We start from the raw sequence: 2,840 nt of genomic DNA on the forward strand, positions 1-2,840 counted from the left end.
TCAGGCGAGACGACACACGTCGGCTGCACCCAATGTTGAGCGATGTGTGTGCGTCCGCGATTTTGACGCTAAACAGCATCCGGCTATGAAGAGTCCCAGGTGGCAACGCGGCGATGGGGTACTGCCGCGTTGGTGGCTTTGGTTCCCCAGTCGATTACCAGGAGATGGCCGATTTTACAAACCGGGCAGAGCGGCGGGCGAGGCTCCACGACGGTGACCTCAGCCGGGGCTGGCGGCAGGAGTTGGCGGCAACGCTGGATCATCGTTTTGCGGTTGCGGTTGGAGAGGAATCCGAAATGTCGGATCTTGACGAAGCCGCTGGGGAGCACGTGCAGGAGGAAGCGGCGGATGAACTCGATGGCCTCCAGGGACATCTCCTTGATCTGATTGTGGTCCTGCGAGTCTCGCCAGCGGAAGCGGACCCGACCATTTTCCAGGCTCAGCAAGCGACCGTTGGAAATCGCGACGCGATGGGTGTATCGCGCCAGATACCGCAGAACTTGCTGTGGACCGCCAAAAGGTGGCTTGGCGTAAGCCACCCATTGCTTGTCCCGCAGAGCGGACACCAATTCCGCGAAACGGACTGGGTGTGCCAGTTCTCGAATGCGTCCATAGAACGCAAGGCTGTGCGCTGCGAATGCTTCTTCCAGAAGAGCGAGAAACTTGCCACGAAATAGATGGCTGAGTGGCTTCACCGGTAAGAAGAACCGTTTGTTGCGCGGTGCGATCCACCTTTGCCCGTCGGGAGATAATCCGCCGGCGGGGACTACACAATGGACATGCGGGTGGTGTTCGAGCCGTTGACTCCAGGTGTGTAGGACGGCGAGGAAGCCAATCTGCGCTCCCAGCCGTTTGGGATCGGCAGCCATTTCGAGAAGAGATTCGGCCGCGGCGCGAAACAAAATTCCATACACGATCCGCGGGTTCTGAAGCGCGAGCGGCGCCAGTTCATGAGGCAGAGTGAAAATGACGTGGCAATAAGGTACTGGCAAAAGCTCTGCGGCACGATCACGCAACCACTCGTCCCGCGTCCGGCTGTGGCACTTCGGGCAATGACGGTTGCGGCACGATCGGTAGGCAATCTCTTGATGCCCGCAATGATCACACTGCTGCACTTGCGTGCCGAGTGCGGCGGTGCGGCATACGCCGATGTCTCGGAATGCCTTGCATTGCTGGGTTGACAGGATATCTCCCCAGCGATGGAGGAACTCCTGACCGTGTTGGCGGAAGACATCGGCGACTTCCGGCCGATGTTCGGTCACCGCCGGCGGCCGTCACCATCCGTGGTCAGGATCTCCCGAATCGGCAGGTTGTCGAGTGGGCTTACGGTGGCCCGAAACCTGGCTTCGGATACATGCAGGTAGCGAGCTGTGGTATCCAGGTCGGCATGGCCCAGCAACAGCTGAATCACGCGCAGATCCGTGCCCGCATCCAAAAGATGAGTGGCGAACGAATGGCGGAGCACATGGGGATGGACGCGTTTTTTGATACCGGCCGTCTTAGCGAGTTTGCGGCAGACCTGGCGTATGCCCGATGCGTCCATCGGCCGGCCGGGTTTACGACCAGGAAACAGCCAGTCTTTCGGCTTGTACCAGCGCCAATAAATGCGCAGCAGCTCTAGAAGCTTGGGCGAGAGCATCACCTGTCGAGGAAGTTTTCCTTTGCCTTCGCGCACCAGAACCAGCATTCGCTGGCTGTCGATATCGCTGACTTTCAGTCGCTGAGCTTCTTCACAGCGCAATCCAGTAGCGTAGAGCGTTGCCAGTAATGCCCGATGCTTCAGGTTCAGTGTGGCATCCAGCAGCGCACTGACCTCCTCTCGACTCAGAACGGTCGGCAACGGGCGGCGTACCTTGGGTTTGGCGACTTCCTGCACAAACCAAGCCTGTTTGAGCGTGCGTGTGTAGAAAAACTTCAGCGCCCCGGTCCGCTGCACAAAGGTCGACCAAGCGAGCTTTCTCACGTTCAACAGGTAGAGCTGATACTGCCGGATCTCCTCTGGACCGAGCGTGTCCGGCGGCCTGCGAAAGTAGCGGGCGAAATCGGCTACTGTGTTGGTGTAAATCAGAATGGTGTTATCGGAGTAATTCCGCAGGCGGAGATCCTCCGTCATTCGCTTGCGTAGTTCGGTCATGAACGACCTCCTTTAGGTCGCTCAATGCTTTCAAACTACGAACTACGCCGGGGGCGTCCTGCCGCGCAGCGGCTTAGTACATGTCGCGATCCCGGCAGTCACGATTGCAGTTCGAGCCCCTGCTGAGCCGGGCGGGGAGGCAGGTCCTCGGACAATTGCCGGCGCTGGTGGCGGAGCATGGCGCTCGCGTGATCTTGGCTGTCCTTGGTCGGATGTATGATACACAGATCGCGCACCTAGGGATGGACCCGTGACCGGGCGTACGCTGTTGCACTACACCATCGTCGAGAAGCTGGGCGAGGGCGGTATGGGCGTGGTGTGGAAGGCTAGGGACAACCACCTGGATCGCTTCGTCGCGCTCAAGGTTTTGCCTGCGGACAAGGTCGCCGATGCAGAGCGGATGCGCCGTTTTGTGCAGGAAGCCAAGGCGGCTTCGGCGCTGAACCACCCCAATATCATCACGATCTACGATATCGACCAGGCGGAAAGCGTGGACTTCATCGCCATGGAGTATATCGCAGGGAAGACGTTGGACGAGTTGATCTCCCAGAAGGGAATGCGTTTGAATGAGGCGCTGAAGTGCGCGGTGCAGATTGCGAACGCGCTGGCCAAGGCCCATTTCGCAGGCATCGTGCATCGCGACTTGAAACCCACCAACGTGATGGTGACCCAGGAAAGACTGGTGAAGGTGTTGGACTTTGGGCTG

General features: G+C 59.1%; 3 protein-coding genes. 1 reads left to right on the plus strand and 2 read right to left on the minus strand.

The window, feature by feature from the left end; translation table 11 throughout:
• Nucleotides 1-83 precede the first annotated feature (83 nt).
• Both VEG30_08840 and VEG30_08845 read right to left on the minus strand, forming a co-directional pair.
• Complete coding sequence (locus tag VEG30_08840; protein HXZ80022.1) at nt 84-1,262, minus strand: IS91 family transposase; 1,179 nt, start codon at nt 1,260-1,262, stop codon at nt 84-86.
• Complete coding sequence (locus tag VEG30_08845) at nt 1,259-2,134, minus strand: site-specific integrase (GenBank protein HXZ80023.1); 876 nt, start codon at nt 2,132-2,134, stop codon at nt 1,259-1,261. The genes VEG30_08840 and VEG30_08845 overlap by 4 nt, the downstream gene beginning before the upstream one ends.
• A gap of 250 nt (nt 2,135-2,384) precedes the next feature.
• Here VEG30_08845 and VEG30_08850 point away from each other — a divergent pair.
• The coding region (locus VEG30_08850) for a serine/threonine-protein kinase (protein ID HXZ80024.1) at nt 2,385-2,840 on the plus strand (456 nt) is incomplete at its 3' end.

It is taken from the genome of Terriglobales bacterium (genome assembly GCA_035624455.1).
GTDB lineage: Bacteria > Acidobacteriota > Terriglobia > Terriglobales > Acidobacteriaceae > DASPRM01.

Bases quoted from the DNA above. Each gene is read 5' to 3' on its own strand.
- VEG30_08845 (HXZ80023.1), bottom strand. From the start codon at position 2,134: ATGACCGAACTACGCAAGCGAATGACGGAGGATCTCCGCCTGCGGAAT.